Source organism: Bradyrhizobium sp. LMG 9283, assembly GCF_045571415.1.
In the GTDB taxonomy this organism is placed as follows: domain Bacteria; phylum Pseudomonadota; class Alphaproteobacteria; order Rhizobiales; family Xanthobacteraceae; genus Bradyrhizobium.
In genome coordinates, this window is the sequence record NZ_CP120691.1 from 1,989,175 (window position 1) to 2,008,843 (window position 19,669).

Consider the following 19,669-nt stretch of genomic DNA (forward strand, 5'->3'; position numbering starts at 1 on the left):
TTCCGGTTCCTGGTAATGGCGTTGTGCCGTCTGGGACAATCCGGACATTTGGTCCTTGCAAGCCAGGTCTGTATGAATGGACCGCCCTCGTGAAATCATCGACGGGACAGATTCTATCGGAAGCGCATCAGGCGCGATACTATCCCGCGGACCAGACCGCAGCGAAGCAATAATTTCGCAACGTCAATCCACGTATTGCACCGTTTCGGGCCTTTGTGGCAGCTCCACGCGTTGGCATGCCGCCGATTGATCGTACCCACGTTGTTGCGGCTCTATTCGGCAACGAGGGTGACATACGGGTTGATGGGCAATCCATCGAAGACGTTCGCCGGGCTCGGCATGCTCGTTACTGATAACACATCGCATGAATTCGGTGCGCGATGCGGACCATTGTGGTGTGCATTGAAGACGGCCGGGTTCGGGCCGAGGGCCCTCCGGCGAAAGTTCTGGCGAGTCGACGAGCGTGCGTAACAGGAACTTCGCAGGATGATGTGTTCACTATCGGATGCGATGGTTCCCTGGTCGGAACCCAGCGTGATGACGGCCCTGCACTGAGCATGCTTGTTGTAAAGCAGCTTGGACTTCACATGAGCCCGTAGCATTCCGGTGTCTCCGCAGAAATCGCCAGACGCCAGCTGTTTCTCTCGTCATGCGTCAAATTGCGTCGAATCCATAAGGTTCTTTTGAACGCGTGCATAGTTGTGTGCCACGTAAAAGGAGCACGTATCCATCATGACCATTATCAATGGAAGTTCCGGTGCTGACATTCTGTTTGGCGGGACCGGAAACGATGTTCTGACCGGAGGCGCAGGCAGCGATACCTTCGTCATCTCGAAGGGGTACGGCTCCGATACGGTCGTTGATTTCCAGGCGGGTTTAGGCGGCGATGTGTTGCGGTTGCAGAACTACGGTTTTGCGACGTTCGCCAGTTTCCTGGCAGCGGCCACCCAAATGGGCTCCGATACGATCGTCACGCTGTCGTCCACCGAAACCCTGACGCTGCAGAATGTCGCGCTTTCGACCTTGGTTGCAAGCAATGTCGTGCTGGACAATCCGCTCCCAGCGAGCGGAACGGCATGGAACTGGGCGGGTACCGTCCCCGCAGGCGGCACGCTGACGACCGGGGCGACAAATGACGGCATGGAGGCCGGCGGTACGGGCGTCACGCTGATCGGCGGAGCAGGGGACGACACCTACTATGTCTATGACCACAACACCAAGGTCGTCGAGCAGGCCGGAAATGGTATCGATACGATCCGTGTCTGGAACGTCAACGGATATAGCCTCGTCAATGCGCCGAACGTCGAGAATCTTGTCCTGACAGATAACGTTCCGTCGCCCGCCACCGGCAATGATCTCAACAACATCATTGTCGGCAATGCCGGTGACAACATGATCGACGGCGGGCGAGGCAACGATGTGCTGACCGGTGGGGCCGGTCGCGACACCTTTGTCGTGACAGCGGGCAACGGCAACGACATCGTCACGGACTTTCAGGCGGGCGCCGGCGGGGACGTCCTGCAGCTCAACAACACCGGCTTCAAGACGTTCACCGATGTCACGGCGGCCATGAAGCAGGTGGGCACCGATCTTGTCCTGACGATCGCCAGCGGCGAAACCATAACACTTGAAAACACCAGCCTCCAGAATCTCACGACCGCCAATATAAACATCGTCAGTCCGCTGACCGGACTGGTCCAGACTTTCAACGATGACTTCAACGCGCTCTCCGCGGGCCAGGATCCGAGCCTGACCTGGCGCACGAGCTATGCCTGGAGCGGAGCCGCAGGGTACGGGCTAGCCGGCGAACAGGAAGTGTATGTCGATCCCAGCTTTTCCGGACTGCCGGCCACTCAGGCATCAACGTCGCTCGGGCTTAATCCGTTCTCGATTCAGGACGGTCATCTCGTCATCACGGCGCAACCGTTGCCTGCGAGCGCAACGCCTTATACAGGCAGTGCCATTTTCTCGTCGGGCATGATCTCGACCCAGAACAGCTTTACACAGACCTACGGCTATTTCGAGATGACGGCCACGCTGCCCAGCACAAGCGGCGCGTGGCCAGCGTTCTGGTTGCTGCCCAGCACTGCCAATAACCTCAAGACGGAAATCGATGTGCTCGAGGCCTTTGGTCAGGATCCTGACCAGGCGCATTGGGCCATTCACTCGCCCTACGCGCCTGCGACGAATGGGGGTTGGGCAAATACAGCCAACCTGACCACCGGAGAACACACGTTTGCGCTCAAATGGACCCCTTACGACCTGACATTCTTCGTCGACGGGAAGGTGGTCGCACAGCAGGCCACACCCTCCGACATGAATTCGGCGATGTATATGATCGCCAATCTGGCGATGGGCGGGAGCTGGCCGGGCAATGCCGCTCCAGGATCGACGGCGACGATGACCATCGATTCAATCAAAGCCTATCAGTTGCCGGAGTACACGCTTGCGAATTACACCCTGCTCACGAGTGGCGCACCGACCAACACGATCGTGGGAAGCGCGGCTGCGGACACGCTGAGCGGCACAGCCGGTAATGACCTGATCGGTGGTGCAGGAGGCGCCGATGCCATGACCGGCGGTGCCGGCGATGATACCTATGTCGTGCCCGATTCCGGTGCGAAGGTTATCGAGGCCTATGGCGGAGGCATCGACACGGTAAACTCCTCCGTGACGTATACGCTTTCGAGCTACGTCGAGAATCTGACGCTCACCGGTTCGGCGGCCATCAACGCCACCGGCAATATTCAGTCCAACATCATCATCGGCAATTCCGCGGCGAACGTGATCAGCGGCGGGCTCGGCAATGATATCCTGACGGGCGGCGGCGGTGCGGATATCTTCGTGGTCAACTCCGGCGATGGTTCGGACATCATCACCGACTTTTCTCCGGGATCGGGTGCCGCGCACGACGTCGTCCAGCTCAACGGCTTTGCCTTCACCTCATTCGCCGACGTGCAGGCGGCGATGACCCAGGTCGCAAGCAACGTCTATCTGAAGTTGACCAGCCAGGACACCCTGGTGTTCCGCAACACGACGGTCTCGGCATTCACCAGCGACGATTTCCAATTGCCAGCAACACTCCCGGTCGGCGGGACAATTACGTCCTGGATCAGCGGGAAAGCGAGCAGCCGCATGGTGTACGGCACCGCGGCGAACGACAAGCTCTCGGCGGTCAATATCGATGACACGCTCGTCGGGTGGAACGGCGATGATACCTACGTCATCGGTAACGCGAACCAGAAAATCGTCGAAATTCCCGGCGGCGGCATTGACAGTGTGGAGGCGTGGACGTCGTACACGTTGCCGGCAAACGTCGAAAACCTGACGTTGATGATGGGCGGGCTCGCGGGCGTCGGCAACCAAATGGCAAACCGCATGGTCGGCTCGAGCGGTGACGATTCCCTGGATGGCGCCGGCGGGAATGACTGGCTCTCCGGAGGAGCCGGGAACGATACGTTCATTTACAATGCAGGCAGCGGCAACGATACGGTCGCCGATTTCCACGTCTTCACGACCGCGACTGCCGAACACGACAAGCTGATTCTGAAAGGATACGACAGCGGCGCCTATTTGACCCATGTGAACGACGTGTGGACCGTTCACTACGCGGGTGGAGCAGATACGCTGCGCATTGCGGGCGTCACCAGCTTGACGTCGGCCGACTATTCATTCGTTTCCGCGACGAATTCGCCGATGGCGATGACACCTATCGCCGTGCCGACGATCTCGGCTGTCAACGACAGCGGTTCGATCGTGTCGGGCCTCATCAATACAAATCATCTGGTCCTCACGGGGCGCGCGGAGGCAGGTGTAACCGTCAAGGTTTTCGACGGGACAACTCAGATTGGCACGGCGATCGCTGACGGCAACGGTAACTGGAGCATGGCGACCGCAATGCTGGCCGAAGGCAGCCACGCCTTTGCCGCCGCAGCGATGGACGGTGTCGGCAATCTCACCGCCCTCTCAGCCGGGGTGAATGTCACCATCGATACGGTCGCGCCGAACGTGCCCAAGCTCGCGTCGTTCTCGCCAGACAGCAACGTTGCCGGCGATGGCGTCACCAATGTCAACCACGTGAATTTGACTGGAACCGCGGACGCCGGGAGCACGGTGCAGGTCTTCGACGGCGCGACGATGATCGGAACGGCGATCGCCGACACCAACGGAGCCTGGTCCTTTGCCACCGCAACCTTGGCGGACGGTAATCACACCTTTACCGGCAAGACCGCGGACGCCGCCGGCAACGTCAGCGCTTTCTCCGGCGCGTTGAACGTCACGGTCGATACGCGTGCCCCGGTTGCACCTATCCTGACCTCGGGCGCACCTGGAGCTTCGAGCGCGATAATCGTGTCCGGCACGGCAGAAGCCGGAAGCGCTGTCCGGCTGTACGAAGGCTCGACCTTGCTCGGCACGGGCATCGCCGCGACGAGTGGGGCCTGGAGCATCACCACCGGATCGCTCACGGCAGGGCAACACAGCTTCACCGCGACCGCCACCGACATCGCCGGCAATTTGAGCCAGCTTTCGAACGCTTTCAGCTCCGCCGTCGGTACGGTGATCGAAGCGGCCGGCACGACATCGCTTATCAAGTCGGGAAGCAACTTCTACCTTTCGACGGCCGGCTCATCGGTGATCTTGAAGAATGGCGGAACGGCGGTTGTCGCGGGGCAGCTTGGCGCATGGGTGCCAGTGGCTGCGGAAGCGTCGTCGAACGGCTATCTCGTCGCGTGGAAGATCCCCTCGACCGGCCAGTTCGCGGTCTGGAGCACCGACAGCAACGGCAATTTCGTATCCAACTATCTGAACAAGGTGTCCGGCACCGACCCGGCTCTTGAGTCGAGCGAGACCCTCTTTCACCAGGATCTCAACGGTGATGGCGTGATTGGTCTTCCACCAACGCCCCAGAAGGTTTCAGGTACGACAATCGAGGCGTCCGGCTCAACCAGCCTGGTTCTGGTCGGCTCGAATTACTTGCTCGACGCGATGGCCAGCGGCGCGGGACCGACCTTGAAGTACGGTGGCGTAGCGGTTGTGTCGGGACAGTTCGGCGCTTGGACGCCGGTGGGCGTGGAGCAAACGACCAGCGGCTATGATGTGGCCTGGAAGATTCCGGCCACCGGCGAACTCTGTGTGTGGACCACGGACAGCAATGGCAACTATGTATCGAACCTCCTGAACAAGGTGGTCCCGACTGACCCTGCTCTTAAAGCGGTCGAGACGACTTTCTATCAGGACCTCAATGGCGATGGTGTAATCAATACGTCATCGACCGTCCTCAAGATCTCCGGAAATGTCGTATTGAATCTGGGTAATATGTCACAGGCCGCGACGGTCGACCCCGGCGCCACGCTCGAATTGTCCGGCGCCGCTTCCGGGTCGATCACCTTCAAGGCGTCGACCGGCAATCTGGTGTTGGACCACGCGTCGCAATTTACGGGAACGCTCATCGGTCTGACGGGTGACGGCACCGCGTCCAATTCCAATCATATCGACCTGAAGGACATCGCGTATGGGGCGGGAACGTTGGCGTCCTTTTCCGGCGATACAGCCGGTGGCGTGTTGACCGTGGTCGATGCTCAAAATCACACAGCACATATCTCGCTTGTTGGCGACTACACCAACTCCACCTTCAATCTCTCGAGCGACGGATCCGGGGGCACGCTGATCATCGATCCTCCGAAGGCCGGCTTTGATTTTTCGGCGGTTGCGCCGTCGCAGCCTCTTCCTACCGCACCGGCCGTCGGCTCCGCGCGCCCGGGAGACGACGGGTTCGTGTTCGAGCAGTCCGCTATCCCCACCGTATATGGGTTAAGCAACGAGGCTTTTCATGAATCGGCCAAGGCAAGACTCCTCGTGGCCACCACTTATCCAGATGTTGCCTCCAATCTTCATCAGGTCGACGCCGTTCACGCGGTAGCCCCGATTGATGTCCATCTGCTGGAGTTGCATGACTTCATCCTTCGCTGAAGGTCTTTGCCTTTCGAAAAGCGTTGCGTAATACGCGTTTCGCAAGTTCCCGTTTCCGCGCGAAGAAGGTCATGGGGAGGAGATATGATGCATAGGCAAGCGCCAGCAGCGTAACTAACCCAGCGAAAGAGTTTCCATCCAGCAATGAGATGATCGAAATCCTTGTGACGGCCGCCGCAACGCCACAACCGATCCAATGTGGGACGGTCGTCTTGACCAGGCTTCTCGTCGTCACCGGGCCATGACGACCGATTGACATCGCGTAAAGCGGCAGCACGACGGTGCAGTTCACCAGCGTATACGCCGCCGCGATTCCCAGTGCGCCCCAGGGAAGACCGACGAGGAATGAGGTCACGTTGATCAGGGCGGTCCAAACGCCGAGCCTGAAGTACTCCTGGCCACGGCCTTGACTGAGGAACAGCCAAGCTGCCGTCGCGGTTGCGACCTGGATCAAGCCCGCAACGCCAAGCCAAGAAAAAATCGGCGCTGCACCCACCCAATGCTCCCCGAGGAGAATTCTGAAGAGCGGCTCCGAGAGCAGGATTGCGAAGACGATGCCCGGCTGACATATGAGCATAACCATGGAAAGGGCATCGTTGTAGGTGCTGAGATATCTCTCCTTATCGAACCGAAGCCGCGAAAGCAGCGGGACAATCACCTGGCCGATGGGGTTGTGTAATTGGACGATCGGCAGGAGCAACAGCTTATAGGCCCGATCGTACAGGCCGAGTTCGTCGCCGCCTCGAAATTTGCCGATGAGAATGTTGTCCGCATTTCTCGAGAGATAGTTGACGAGGTTGAACCCTGACACGTGCAGGCCAAAGCGCGCCATGTGCCGCGTCTCGCTATCCAGACTGGCATATCCGGGGCGATAGCCAGAATAGACCCAGATCCCGACTGTCGAAATGAGCGTGAGAACAAGCGTGGACAGATAAAGTGCCCAATAGTCTCTCAACATGATTACGGCGACAATCCCGGCGACAACGGAAGCGGTTGTCGCAGCGACATCCAGGATTGCCAGGGTCTTGAACCGGGACTCTCTGGCAAGTAGCGCTGCCGGAACGGTCGCAAGGCCAGCAATGAAGCTTAGGCCTGCAATTGCGATCATGAGCTGTTGAAGCCTCATATCGCCGTAAAACAGCGCAACCGGATGCGCGCTCAACGCCAGAACGAGACCAGATGCCGCGGAAGCGAGCACCGATAGCCAGAACAGCGCATCGATCTGGCCCTTGGCAATTTCCGTGCGTTGAATGATGGCCTGTCCAACGCCGACGTCCTTGATGAGCCCGAGGAACGTTGCAGCGGTCGCAGACATGGCCAGCAGGCCGAAGTCGGACGGGGCAAGATTTCGCGTCGAGAATATCGTCAAGACAAAACCGGCCGACAGTTTCCAGGCCTGGGACCCGCCCGTTATGAGGATGTTGGTTACGGCCCGTGACTTGCTGTCTTTGTCCAACGAGCTCACCCCCGCGATCTCAAACAGTTCTTGCGCGGTCTTGCGCCTACCAGCAAATTCCGTGGGAAATCCAACGCGCCGAACGATGGCGGTTCCGATCGTCTCCGGCTTTTAGCTTGGCCTTGACACGAACGGAAGACGTGATCGGGCGATGTGGAATCGCGTACATGAGCGAGCCTGGTCGAAACTGATTTTCAAACGATGGCCTGACCATCACCAATGTCAATGCGGAGCCTTCTGGGTCCCATCAATGCCCGCAGTTTGTCATATTTCAATTCGCAGTGCTGAGGTTCCCGTGAGATGATTTTGTGAGCACTCGCGAGAAGGGCAAGCTGCGCTTGCGATGTTTGCAGACCGCTCGTGATTCTATAATGTTCGGTTGATCTCGATGGCGAAGCTCCGGAGGTCCGAGACGGGATGACCTTGTATACCGTTGCATCACAGCAAGGAGCGCGGTCTGGCGTCGCGTCGCTTGCGGGACCTCTCTTCCTTCTTGCAGTAGCCGTCATTCTTTCTGCGATTTCGCGGCGGGCCGTCACGCATCTCGCGCGCTGGTCTGACATTTACGCTCTGGTGCTGGTTTGCTTGGCATTTGCCGGCGCGCTCGCCTTCAGCTCCATTCGCTACCGTGATTTCTCGCCGCCATTGCGGATCACCGCCTTCGCGATCGGAATGACGATCTTCGTGCAGTTGCTGTTCGATTCATTGGGGCCCTTCGCCGGGCCTCCCAACATCCTGTTCGGTTCGAGCGACAAAACACTGTTCTTCCGCTACGGTGCGGTGCTTGCGGTTGTGGCAGGAATAGCCGCGATCTGGCGTCCTTCATTTCTGGTGCCGCTGTTCTACTTCTATCATGCATGGCGCGAAATGGTGAGCGTCGTGTCCGGCATCTTCGTGACTGAGACCGATTATCTCGGGATGCTCGACGTCGGTAACTTCGCCGTCCTTGGCGTGCTCGGCACGATCGTCCTCACCAGCGCCTGGGTGATGGATCGCGTGCCGTGGCTGCGAGCTTTGTTCGCTTCCGCAGATAACGTGAAGCAGCTTCGCGATCGCGCCTATGGCTTGATTTGGGCGTGCGCCGTCGGGGCGCATCTCGGCAGCTATTTCTGGTCGGGAATCTCAAAGCTGCAGGCTGGTGGCGAGAAGCCATGGACCTGGCTGCTCGCAAATCCCACGCAAACCTCAATCCTGATGGGACTCGAACGCGGCGACGCCCCGCTCGGCCTATGGCCGGGCGCGTTGCAGACGATCTGGGACGCGATCGCGAGCAACCAGCTGATCTTCAACGTCTTCGTGCTGGGTGCCCAGCTCCTGTCACCCCTGGCTGCCATCTCGACGCGCGCGCTGTCGTTCTTCTGCCTGCTGTTCGACATCTTCCACATCGGCGTGTACTTCACGCTCGGGGCTCTGTTCTTCTTCTGGATTGCGCTCAACCTGTTCATCGTGGCCGCGGCGCGCACGCTGCCGCGTGATGGATTCACCCCGGCGATGAAGGTTGTGATGGTCGTGACCGTCATCTGCGGCCGATTCTTCTTCTACACCAATCATCTCGGATGGCTGGACGGGCCGAAGCTGGCAAGCCCGCGGCTTTTCGTCGAGACCCGCGATGGTCGCCAGGTTCTCGCGCCTTCCACTTATTTCGGCATCTACTCGTACATGATCGGGACCGGAACCATGTACATCCCTGAGAATCATTTCCGGGCTCGCGTTGGCGGCAACAACCACGATCTTGCGACTTGGCATGACGCGACCACCTGCGGCCCGGAGATCCTTCCGCGTCAGGACACAGGCGTAGCCATGGAGGCCGTGGAAAAACTGGTCCGCGAGACGGATCGCTTTTTCCGTGTCTATCCCTGGGTGAAGGACAGCAACAGCTTTTATGCCTATCCGCACCACATGCTGTCCAATCCATGGCTGTATGGCGAATTCAACAAGCTGACCATGGACGATATTGTCGCCTATCACTATGTGGTGGACTCAGTATGCCTCGGTCTGGCGGAGGGCAAGCTTGTGCGCGACGTTCGGAAGCGAACGGATTATCGAATTGACCCATAGTGATGACGATATCTGGGTGGTATATGACGGCGAATGCCCCTTATGCAGCCGCTATGTTCTGCTGTACCAGTTACGGGAGCGTGGGCAGCGCATTCACCTGATCGACGCGCGTTCGGAGCATCCAATCGTAGGCGATATCCGCGCCCGCAACCTCGATCTCAATGAAGGCATGGTGGTTCGTTGGCGTGGGCGGCACTACTATGGGGCCGATGCAATGCATCTGCTGGCAACGCTTGCCGGGGAGGCGACTGTCTTCAATCGCCTTAATCGGCTCGTGTTCTCCCGGCCACGCCTCGCAAGGGCACTTTATCCGGCACTGGTGCGCGGAAGGAAGCTTCTCCTTCGGCTTCTCGGCCGCAAGCTGATCGATGAGATCAATGCTCCGGAACAACGGATACCGGTCGGTCCTTCCGACGAAAACATCAAGCACAACGACGAGGTCCGATGACGTTTGGAGGAAGGCTCCAGCGCGCCTCCTGTGTACAAGAAGCGGTGAGTCAGGTTATCGCGTCGCGGCCTGATAGGCCGGAGAGAGACGCATCAGACCGCAACGGACAAGATCGTCGGATGATTGGTAGAGCAGGCTTCTCGGATAGATGAGCTCGAATGACGGATTCTGATCGAGCCGCTCCGCGTAACGCTGATACTCGACCGATCCGAGATAGTAATTGCCCTCACGGACCGCGATTGCGACCTTGTCGGTGAAGTCGTGGAGAAATTTGAAATGGAGCAGGGCGCCTGTGACATCGCCTGGCTTGCCTGGTGGGGCCATCAGGTGACCGGCGGCGATATAGCGACGCCCGGGCAACCAGCGCGCGAGCGGCACTTTAGTGAGCAGCGGTGGCTGCCAGCGCGTGATGTTAACTGCAGGCAGCAGCCGCGCCAGCCCGTACGGCTCAAGCAACTGTACAAGTGCGTCGTAAAGAGCGATCTTCGGCGGCATCGGTTCGTCATAAAACAACCTCGCTCGCGCACCGCCCACCAGGTAGTTGGTCGGAAAGCCGCGCCGACGGCGCTTCACATAGGTATCTGAATCGAAGTAGGGGCAGAACGCGACGAGGCTCTCACCGGCTTTGTAGCGCTCCGCGCCGAGCCAGCGTGGATACATATCGACCATCTCCGCAGTCATGCAATCTGCGCCGGTGCTCTCCAGATATCGGCATAGCCATCGAAGATCAAAATTTTCGCAACCGGGATAGACAAAGAGTTCGTCTGCGTCGAGCGTCAGCGCCCACCGTCCCGGCGCGAATTGGTCGAGCACGGCGCTGGTCCAACGCGCGCCACCACTTGATTCCGCAAAGGGCTCCCGGATCTCGAACACGTGAACATCCGGCTGATCGAGCAGGAATGCTCGCGTGCCGTCATCCGAACGGTCATCGATCGCGAGGAAACGTCCGACCCCGAGCTGGCGATGATGGCGCAGGAAATCGGGTAACCGCAGCATCTCGTTGCGGAGCTTGCCGACAGCCACGATCTCATCGGCGCCGAAATCGAGCGGCCGGCTATCAATCCGGTGAATGACTGGATCGGGACGCTGCTTGGCCCGTGATCGCGTTGGCGTCAAAAGTGCGACAGCCGCTTGACCCCTTACGATCGATCTTTGTAACGCGTTCCGCGCGCGGTTGCCGCCCGCCGCTGCTCTCGCCAGCAATTCCATTTTAGATTTTCCAGCCAACCGATCACATCTGCATTATCCACGATAAAGACGGCGAATATAGGTGCCATGGACGGTCACATTGTCCCAGCAGGTTGATCTCGCCTCATAAGCTCGTGGCGAGCTACAAATGTGCGCTTCTTCTTTGCAATCGAGGACTATCGGCCGGCGGCTTCGCGTCGGTTCCAAATAGATTGCATTGCCATTCATTCCCAAACGTCTTGAGCATAAAGTCATAAAGTGAAGTGTCGCACCAGCTTGTCGCGGATTCGTGTCATCCAAAAGCATTTGGCCTTTGTGCAACACAGCCATTCCGCTGCGGTTTCAACGAGCCGAAATCAAAGTCAAAGGAAGGAGCCTCCGCCACGCATCATACGCGTATTCAGTTGGGTGCAGGAGATCTGCCGACCCGTTGAGAGCAGATTAGGGTTGTGGCCAAGGGTTTCTTGCGGAGCATCACTCGTGCACGGGATCAGGCCGCGTAAACGAAACGGCTCACAAGCACAACGGCAGGAATGCGGCCCTGCGGCATGATCTGCATGGCAATTAAGCAGATGCGGAGCTTCTAAAGGAGGATGTCACAATGCACGGACCATGCGACAACATGCTCGCTGGCCGCTCATGATAGGGGGCTGACTAGGCTGCGATTTGCGATTCAGGCATCTGCGGTGATGCCTCCGACTGCACTTGGTCGAGCACCGAGAGGTTCGCGATGAGCAGGTAGATCAGCAGGCTCGCGCAATAGACGACTTGCAAAATTACCGCGCTGGCGACGAATGCTATCGCGCCCGTGGCGAAACCCTGCTCAAGACCCAAATACCACGCTGCAACCAAGATCAGCGTCGTTGCGGGAATAAGGGCGTATGCGCGAAGAAAACGCCCCAGAAGAACACCCGCTACGGCGCTTGCGATCATCAGCACGACCAAGACCTGCCCTCCTGCTCTTGCACCAGAGATGTTCCGACGCATGACGGGCCGTATTGTAGCCACAGAACCGCTAAAAACATACCACTTTTACGCGGCCGCGGCCAATCTTTGGTGCGCCTGCCGCTGCGCTGCGGGCGGGCAGTTCCGTCGTAAAACGTGCTCGGTCGTCGACCCGGCTCTTGGATTCCGGAGTTCTCCTGCTGGCAACTTGGTGCTTTTCGGTTCCAGTTACTTTTCCACCCGGGTGGTCGACATCGGCAACAGGCCGACACGCAAATGCGGTAAGAGGCTTGTGACCAAGACGCCTCAGAGGAGGCCGGTCCTAGCTCCCCTGGCTTTTACGCAGCAGGAGGCCGACCAGTTCTTCGAGGCTCTGCTCAATATCCGCGGACTGCAAAGATCCGGTATCGGGCTCAGAGGAATGCGGCTCGATCAGACGCAAACTTGCGCCGGAAGGCCCGGATTTCACTGGCTTCGGCTCCCGAATGGATACGGGTTTAAACGACTGAGGCATGTCATGGTTCGTCTGCTCAGTCATTGCGGGTTGAGGTGCGGCGTATCGCGTCCTGGTGCTTTCATCCGAAGATGGTCGCCTGGTTCTGAGCGCGGGCGAAACGTAGGGCTGCAAGTTCAAGTACTCGGCGTGCCGCTTACGAGAGATCAGCTCACGCGTGCCGTAACCGGCCGCGAAGCCAATCGCGAGCAGAACAAATATGATGAGGAGCCCAACCATCAAACTATGCGCGCCCACTCATAATTCCGCCTCAGAGTTAACCTGCTACCGTCTATATCCTGTAGTTGATAGATGCCGTAATTGACGATTTGAAGGCACGTCGTTCGCCGTATCCGTGTCGGGCTGCGCTCGCTCTCAGGAGCGCTTCTGACGCGTCGTGAGCGATACGAGATATTCGCTGCATCCCCGCGATCCGGTGACTTGCCTATTTGCTGGTCAATGCGCCTTCGATTTGGCATCGCACGTGTCGTGAGTGATGCGACAGCGATCGATTGACAGCTCGCTCAACGTAGCGAACATCGCAAACAGGAAACCACGAATACCGAGATCGCCGTCTTGTCGTTACAATCCCCAGGTTCCACCATCATAGCCGATAGTCGCGCGCAGAAGATCGGGGCCGTCAACGGTTTTCGCGGACTCGCCATCTTGATGGTGATCCTCTTTCACTTGCTTGTTCCGTTCACATCCAGCGCGCCGGCGTTTCCCGGCGAACTTGATCCGAATGGTCTCCTGGCCATTGTCGCGAAGCACGGCTTCTTGGGCGTAAACATCTTTTTTGTGCTCTCCGGATTCGTTCTGTACCTGCCCTATCGCACAAAGAAGCGAGTCATCGATCGGCTCGCCGACTTCCCGCATTTCTATTGGCATCGCGCAGCCCGGTTGCTTCCACTTTACTATACGGTTGTCCTCGTGACGGTTGCACTCCATGCCAAGTCGCCCGCTGGATCGCATGCGTGGTATCTGGAGCTCGGCGGACTGTTATCTACGCTTTTCATTTTTGTGCCGCACGGGTTTATGCCCCCATCCAATCCCGTATTGTGGTCCGTAGGCGTTGAGATCTGGTTCAGCCTTTTGTTTCCGCTGCTGATTCTTCTGATCGCGCGCTTCGGCCTTGGAAGACTGTTGCTGTTGAGTGTCGTCATCTGCTCAGCTTTCGTGGTGGCTGGGCATCTTATCGTGGTGGATCGAATTGGGATGTTTCGCCCGTTTGTGGGCGGAATATTTGGGTCGTGTTACCAGTTCATTTTCGGAATGTTGGTTTGCGATCTTTACGTCAAGTCCAGAGACAGCGTTTCACTCAGGAGATTTCAGTCGCGCGGGCTGCTGCCCGGACTGCTGCTGATGATTGCCGCAATATATCTAAAGGATAACGGCCCCTGGGCTGTGAGCATTCTCTACGCCACGATCTTTTGCGCCGGGTTTTCCATGGTGCTGCTGGCGGTGTTGTGCGGGGCATGGTCCGCAAATCGCTTGTTCGAGGCGTGGCCAATTCAAGTCGTCGGATGCATGTGCTACAGCATCTATGCGTGGCATTCGATCATCATGGTTGAAATGATCCCGCCCGATACGTCTCCGTTGCAAGACACGCTTCGACTTTCATTTCCGTATCTTGCAATAACGATCCTGCTAAGTGCGCTGAGCTATCGTTATATCGAATTTGGCCATCAAGGCGATTGGAGGTCGTTGTTCCTGTTGCGCAACTCCAATTCCGACGGGCTCACCGGCGCTGGGGTATCCCGTCGTGCTGAGTCTAAACCGGTCGCATCGTCCTGACAGGACGCCCTGCTGGGACATCTGGGACTGCGGGTCGAAGGTATGTTCGGTGCTCGAGTTCGCGGCTGCGCCTCAGTCCTGCGGCAAAGTCGAGGGCGTTGCGGACCTCGGCGGCTTACTTTTGTATTCGGCCTAGCGCGACTGCTCCGAACGTCCGACGGTGTGACAACCTAGGCGCTGATCATGCGAGTTGCTGCGCGTAGCCGCGGTGTCGAGCTGGCGATGGTCCACACCAAATTCTCTGTTACGTTTCAACGATCTGTACAAGCAAGCGCCATCGATGACGGTCACGCCTCCGCTGGCGCCGCCTTGCTGCGTATCAGACCGCGGTGTAGATGTCGCGCATGAGCGATGAAACCCACTCCATTCGAAGCGGCCGGCTCAGCGCGGCCATCAAGGCGCACGGAGCCGAGCTGTGCTCGCTCAAGGACGGAGGCGGCATCGAATTCGTTTGGCAGGCGGGTCCGGAATGGCCGCGTCACGCGCCGCTGCTGTTTCCGATCGTCGGGCGTCTTGCCAATGACGAATTGCGGCACCAAGGCAAGACGTATCGGATGACCCAGCACGGCTTTGCCCGCGACAGCCGCTTTGTGTGGGCAGAACGCGGCGAGAGTCGCTGCACCCTGGTGCTCGATGACAATGAGGCGACGCGCGCACTCTATCCGTTCCCGTTCCGGCTCACCGCTGCCTATGCGATCGATGATTCCGGCCTCGATCTGACCCTCACGATCGCCAACACCGGCAAGGAGACATTGCCGGCATCGGTCGGCGGCCATCCCGCCTTCAATTGGCCGCTCCAGCCCGGCGCGACAAAAGAGAGCTATGCGCTGACCTTCGCACGCGCAGAGTCATCTCCGGTCCGCCGTCTCGACGGTGGACTGCTGCGCTCGGCAGTGGAGCCGAGCCCGGTCAAAGGCACGTCGCTTCCCTTATCCGAATCCCTGTTCACCGGCGACGCCATCATCTTCGACCGGCTCGAGAGCACTTCGGTCCGCTATGCCGCGGGGCAGGGTGCATCGACGGGCCCCTGGTTGAAAATGTCATGGCGCGGCTTTCGCGAGCTCGGTGTCTGGTCGAAACCTTCAGGCGCGCCGTTCCTCTGCATCGAGCCCTGGCGCGGCTATGCCAGTCCCGCCGGCTTCCAAGGCGAGTTCACCGACAAGCCGGGGCTGATGCATATCGCGCCGGGCGCTGAAGAAGAGTTATCCTACCGGATCGAGGTCGGATCGTCCTGACGCCGAACAGCTTCCGCACGCATGATTAGTTGCGGCGCGCGTGCTTCGATGATGCTCAGACCTCGATACGCGTGAGATCCTCACCGAGCACGACCGGCCCCGCATAGTCCCGCCTGACATCCTCAAGCAGCGCGTTCAACATGGCATCGTCGGTGCGCGGCCGGTGGTGGGTCAGCGCGAGCTTCTTGACGCCGGCCTTGGCCGCGACCTTGCCGACCGTGTCGCCACAGGCGATCGTGTATTTCGCAAGCCGGCGCAAATGCTCGTTGTTGATCTCCGGCGTGGCGAGGAAGCAGCACTGGACCAGCAGGTCGGCTCCCTCAGCGAGCCGTTCGAGTCCGGGGCAGGGGACGGTGTCGCCGGAAATGGCGATGACCTTGCCCTCCGCTTCGAGGCGGTAGCCGAGACACATCCAGCGCGCGAGGAAGGCCGGCGGCATGTCGAGGCCATCGCCATGCGAGACCAGTTCGGCGCTGATCTTCCAGCGCCCGGTGTCGAGAACGGGACCCGGCACGATGTCCGTTGCGTCGACAGGCTTCCAGCCGCCGAAGCTGGGTTCGCCCTTGTCCCGCCACGTGATGTCCTTGTCGTAGACCTGGGTGATCAGCGTGCTGACGAGCCGCTCGGTATCCGGCGGTCCATAGACGCGCAGCTCGTTCTTGCGCCCGTGCATCCATGAATTCAGCATTACGTCGTAGAGGTCGCCGATGTGGTCGAAGTGGTGGTGCGTGAGAAAGACCGTGTTGATGGCGCCGAGCGGCACGCCGGCCTTGCTGAGCTGCACCACGACGCCGCGTCCGGCGTCGAACAGGATATTCTCGTCGCCGAGCCTGATCAGCGTGGTGGTCGCCATGCGGCGCGGGTCCGGGCGCGGGCCGCCGGTGCCGAGCAGTATGACCTCCATGACGCCACCTCCAGCGCGAAGAGTCTTCACACTAGATTCGGAGGCGGCGACAATGCAAGCCGGAGCTGGTGGTCAGGGCAGACCGGCCGCGTTGGCGGCGAGGGTCGGCCGGACACTTGATCGGTCCGGTGCCGCGGAGGTCAAACGGTGCGCCAGATCCTGGGCGCGCCGTTCGATCAAATGCCAGGTCGCGCGAGCGACGAGATAGCTCAAAGTGGCGGTGACGACATAGGCGATGAGCAGCGAGACCAGTCCATCCGCGAGCGGCCAGACCTGGCGCACGCCATGGATCACCGCAAAGTGCGACAGATACATCGAATAGGAGTTGCGGCCCAGCGCCTCGAGCGGCCGTGAGCGGATCGCGAGGCGGATGCAGCCCGCCACCAGCGCGCCGAGCACGAGGTTGATCATTAGATAGTTGAACTCATGCGAGCCGGTCGCGCGGTCGGCGACGAAGGACAGCGCGATGAAGACGGCAACGATGGCGGCGTCGGACCTGGCGAAACCGTCGCGCAGCGAAAAGAACAGCGCGCATCCAACCAGGAAGACCGGAAGCTGGTTCAGGAAGCTGATGTGCAGCGTGGTCCAGACGAAGGCCTCGTGGGCGGGGCCGTAATAGACGGAGAACAGCGCCAAGGCCCACGGCTTGAACAGGCAGACATTGACCAGGTGCAGTGCGATCGCCAGCGCGAGATAGAGATGGCGGCGCGATCCGAACGCGGTGATCAGAAGCGGGAAGATGAGATAGAACGTCATTTCCGCCGCGATCGACCAGTCGCCGGGCACGACGCTGTTGACGCTGTCCGGCCAGAAGCCGTGCAGGAACGTCGCGGTCAAGATCACTTGAAGGGCGCCGATGCCGTTGGGCGCGTTGTCGCTCGGTCCCGTGCCGTTGATGACGAGGTAGGCCGGGATCGCGAGCCAGAACAGCGGCGCGATGCGCAAGGCACGCCGGATGTAGAATTTGCCGGCCGGATTCGTTTCCTCGCTGCGCTGCGTCCACATCAGGCACATCGTCATGGCACTGACGAAATAGAACACGTTGACGCCGGTCCAGCCGCACATGAAGGCAAAATCGACGGCGCGGATGTTGGACGGAAATGACTGCGATACGTGAATCGCCATCACGCCGGCAATGGCGAGACCGCGCAGGACGTCGAGCGTGTGCGAACGTCCGAAAGGCGCCGTGCCTTGCTCGGTTCGACCGGCAGCCAGCCGGGCCTGCCCCTGCATCACGCCTGCTCCGTTGTTTCGTGTTTTGCAGGCGGGACAATAGAGGCGCGACCGGGTTTTCCGAAGCCGAAGCCCTTCTTTACGTTAACCGCGGCTCAATCCAAAGCCGGATGCGCGCGATCGGCGGCCTTGGGCTGGCGCGAAGCCGCTTGAGCGGCCGTCCGCGCAAGGATGCGCGGAATGAGAATTGTGCGCCAGTTCATACTTAATGCTTCGAGACCATGACCAATATTGTTTGCGCATCACAGCCCGCCTAGTATCGCGGCAGGCAATTTCGGGGGCTCGAACAAGCCGTGAATGTCCGTTCACAAGACAGCGCGCTGCGCGGCGACTTGAATTCGCAGCTCGGGCCGCAGGCACACGGGACGCCCAAGACCGTGGTCGCTTCCGCACGTCAGGAGTTGCGTCCGGCTGGCCGCGAGCGGCTGATCGTGGTCGAGGACGATCCGGTGACGCGGACCATGCTGGTCGGCTATTTCAGCGAGAACAATTTCGACGTGGTCGGCGCCGGCTCCTGCGCGGAATGCCGTCAGGCGCTGCGCTCGCGCACCGATCTCGTCTTCCTCGACGTGCAGCTGCCCGACGGCGACGGCTTCGAGCTCGCCAAGGAGATCCAGGCCGCCAGCAATGCGGGCATCATCTTCGTGACGCGGCGCGACACCGACGTCGATCGCATCCTTGGTCTCGAGGTCGCCGGCGACCACTACGTCACCAAGCCGATCAACTTGCGCGATCTGCTCGCGCGTGCGCGCAGCGTGCTGCGGCGGCGCTCGATCGACCGCAAGGCGGCGCGCAACCACAGTTCGATCGCGTTCGGCGACTGGATCATCGACCTGACCCGGCGCGAATTGCTCGGCAGCGATGGTAAGCCGGTGGCGCTGACGCGCGCCGAATTCGATCTGCTCGCGGCGCTCGTCGGGGTGGACGGCAGGCCGCTCAGCCGCGACTATCTGATCGAGGTCGTCAGCAACCGTCAGGCCGAAGTCGACATCCGCACGGTCGATGCGCTGGTGGCGCGGCTGCGCCGCAAGCTCGTCGGCAGCGGCACGCCCGTGATCGCGACCGTCACCGGGGTCGGCTACAAGCTCGCGCTCAGTGAGCGGCTGTAGGACATCGTCGTCAGCGCGATGCGACGCGCTTCCATCGTGCTTCGATGCGCGCCTTGATCTGGCTGATGCGGGCCTCGTGGGCGGCCCAATAGGCGCGGCTGGCGGCCGCGGTGCCTTGACGATAGCGGGCATAAACGGCTTTGGGCTGCACGGCCATCTTCGGGCGGCTCGCCGGTTTGGCCGGAGCTGCAGCCACAGCCACAGCCGCGACCGGGGGCCCCGAATCCGGAGCAGCCGCAGCTTCGGTCCCTGCCGATGGGGCGTTCATGGCGACGAGACGGTTGCGGGCTCGGTTACAATAGACCTGCGACCGCGCGGTCATCTCCTCTTCGCCATGACCTGCCCGGTATTTGATCAGGGCGCGACAGAGGTCGCCGCCCGCCAGATGCCAGGCCCGGCTGAGATAAAGCACCCCGTAATGGATATTGATATCAGGCTCGGCCAATTCCGCATTGCTCCCGCGGAAGCCCAGCATCGCCGCCGTCTCGGGGCGCACCTGCATCAGGCCGATTTCGCCAGCGTTGCCGATGATCGCCGGGTTATAGCCGCTTTCGACGAAGACGACCGCTTCGGCGATATCGGCCGGCAAACCGGTGCTTTTGGTTTCCCGCTCGATGATCTTCCGGATCATGGCCCGGGACGACGGCGTTTCGCCGGCGCCGAGCTCCGTCCTGGCGTTCGCGATCGTCGAGGTCGTGTGCGACCCGTCGATATCGCCGTCGCTGGCATGTGCGCTGATCGGGGCCGACACAAGCAGGACGACCGCGACGTGTCTCCACATCGCGCCCAGAATGAAGCGTGCCCGATCCCACAGCATGGTTTGTCATAGCGCTCCG

13 protein-coding genes are annotated in these 19,669 nt (G+C 60.1%); 6 read left to right on the top strand and 7 right to left on the bottom strand.

Annotated elements, in window-relative coordinates; translation table 11 throughout:
• The first annotated feature begins 732 nt into the window (after positions 1-732).
• Positions 733-5,970 carry an Ig-like domain-containing protein gene (locus tag P6U29_RS09240; protein WP_407117301.1) on the top strand — a complete coding sequence of 1,746 codons (5,238 nt, stop codon included), beginning with the start codon at positions 733-735 and terminating at the stop codon, positions 5,968-5,970.
• Here the strand turns inward: P6U29_RS09240 and P6U29_RS09245 are convergent.
• A complete protein-coding gene (locus P6U29_RS09245; RefSeq protein WP_407117302.1) occupies positions 5,957-7,426 on the bottom strand; it encodes a lipopolysaccharide biosynthesis protein in 1,470 nt (489 codons plus the stop codon). The two genes, P6U29_RS09240 and P6U29_RS09245, sit on opposite strands and share 14 nt — an antisense overlap.
• A 417-nt stretch (positions 7,427-7,843) precedes the next feature.
• Between P6U29_RS09245 and P6U29_RS09250 the strand changes: the two genes are divergently transcribed.
• Both P6U29_RS09250 and P6U29_RS09255 read left to right on the top strand, forming a co-directional pair.
• The gene (locus P6U29_RS09250) at positions 7,844-9,484 is read left to right on the top strand and encodes a hypothetical protein (RefSeq protein ID WP_407117303.1); all 1,641 of its coding nucleotides are present in this window, start codon (positions 7,844-7,846) and stop codon (positions 9,482-9,484) included.
• Entirely contained in the window at positions 9,438-9,932 is a 495-nt protein-coding gene (locus tag P6U29_RS09255; RefSeq protein ID WP_407117304.1) for a thiol-disulfide oxidoreductase DCC family protein, read from the top strand. The genes P6U29_RS09250 and P6U29_RS09255 overlap by 47 nt, the downstream gene beginning before the upstream one ends.
• A 54-nt stretch (positions 9,933-9,986) precedes the next feature.
• Here P6U29_RS09255 and P6U29_RS09260 read toward each other — a convergent pair whose 3' ends face one another.
• The 3 genes from P6U29_RS09260 to P6U29_RS09270 all read right to left on the bottom strand — a co-directional run bounded on the left by P6U29_RS09260 (position 9,987) and on the right by P6U29_RS09270 (position 12,816).
• Positions 9,987-11,141 (bottom strand): glycosyltransferase family 2 protein, encoded by a 1,155-nt coding sequence (locus P6U29_RS09260; RefSeq protein ID WP_407117305.1) that lies wholly within the window; start codon positions 11,139-11,141, stop codon positions 9,987-9,989.
• A gap of 633 nt (positions 11,142-11,774) precedes the next feature.
• Positions 11,775-12,065 (bottom strand): hypothetical protein, encoded by a 291-nt coding sequence (locus P6U29_RS09265; RefSeq protein WP_407117306.1) that lies wholly within the window; start codon positions 12,063-12,065, stop codon positions 11,775-11,777.
• Between the two features lie 322 nt (positions 12,066-12,387).
• Entirely contained in the window at positions 12,388-12,816 is a 429-nt protein-coding gene (locus P6U29_RS09270; protein WP_407117307.1) for a hypothetical protein, read from the bottom strand.
• A gap of 318 nt (positions 12,817-13,134) precedes the next feature.
• On the opposite strand from P6U29_RS09270, the gene P6U29_RS09275 reads away from it, so the two are divergent.
• Both P6U29_RS09275 and P6U29_RS09280 read left to right on the top strand, forming a co-directional pair.
• Positions 13,135-14,352 carry an acyltransferase family protein gene (locus tag P6U29_RS09275; RefSeq protein WP_407117308.1) on the top strand — a complete coding sequence of 406 codons (1,218 nt, stop codon included), beginning with the start codon at positions 13,135-13,137 and terminating at the stop codon, positions 14,350-14,352.
• 344 nt (positions 14,353-14,696) lie between these two features.
• The gene (locus P6U29_RS09280; RefSeq protein WP_407117309.1) at positions 14,697-15,587 is read left to right on the top strand and encodes an aldose 1-epimerase family protein; all 891 of its coding nucleotides are present in this window, start codon (positions 14,697-14,699) and stop codon (positions 15,585-15,587) included.
• A 55-nt stretch (positions 15,588-15,642) separates the two neighbouring features.
• Here the strand turns inward: P6U29_RS09280 and P6U29_RS09285 are convergent, their stop codons facing one another.
• Both P6U29_RS09285 and P6U29_RS09290 read right to left on the bottom strand, forming a co-directional pair.
• Positions 15,643-16,491, bottom strand: a complete 849-nt coding sequence (locus P6U29_RS09285) for an MBL fold metallo-hydrolase (protein WP_407117310.1) — start codon at positions 16,489-16,491, stop codon at positions 15,643-15,645.
• 72 nt (positions 16,492-16,563) lie between these two features.
• Complete coding sequence (locus P6U29_RS09290) at positions 16,564-17,724, bottom strand: acyltransferase family protein (protein ID WP_407117311.1); 1,161 nt, start codon at positions 17,722-17,724, stop codon at positions 16,564-16,566.
• A 293-nt stretch (positions 17,725-18,017) separates the two neighbouring features.
• Between P6U29_RS09290 and P6U29_RS09295 the strand changes: the two genes are divergently transcribed.
• Positions 18,018-18,833, top strand: coding sequence for a response regulator (locus tag P6U29_RS09295; RefSeq protein WP_407117312.1), 816 nt, complete (start codon positions 18,018-18,020; stop codon positions 18,831-18,833).
• A 10-nt stretch (positions 18,834-18,843) separates the two neighbouring features.
• Here P6U29_RS09295 and P6U29_RS09300 read toward each other — a convergent pair whose 3' ends face one another.
• On the bottom strand, positions 18,844-19,650 hold the full coding sequence (locus P6U29_RS09300; RefSeq protein ID WP_407117313.1) for a transglycosylase SLT domain-containing protein: 807 nt from the start codon (positions 19,648-19,650) through the stop codon (positions 18,844-18,846).
• Positions 19,651-19,669: the final 19 nt, after the last annotated feature.